We start from the raw sequence: 223 nt of genomic DNA, 5'->3' as shown, positions 1-223 counted from the left end.
GCTGGCGCAGCGCTGCAGTGCGCTGGAGGGAGGCACGCCGCTGTTCTCCACCCTGCTCAACTACCGCTACAGCGCGGCGCAGGACGTGGACACCGCCGCCAGAACCTGGGAAGGCCTCACGGTCCTGGGTGGCGAGGAACGCACCAACTACCCGGTGACGGTATCGATCGACGATCTGGGCGAGGGCTTCGGCATCGTGATGCAGGCCAGCGAGTCCATTGGT

General features: G+C 66.8%; 1 protein-coding gene. It reads left to right on the top strand.

The annotated features are described in order from the left end of the window. Window positions 1–223 (top strand): hypothetical protein (locus tag IAE24_RS30130; protein WP_200016430.1); only part of this gene is annotated, 223 nt, incomplete at both ends.

Source organism: Delftia sp. S65, assembly GCF_016516495.1.
GTDB lineage: Bacteria > Pseudomonadota > Gammaproteobacteria > Burkholderiales > Burkholderiaceae_C > Comamonas > Comamonas acidovorans.
Note: the sequence above shows the minus strand (reverse complement) of the source record. Positions and strands in the feature narration are given on the sequence as shown.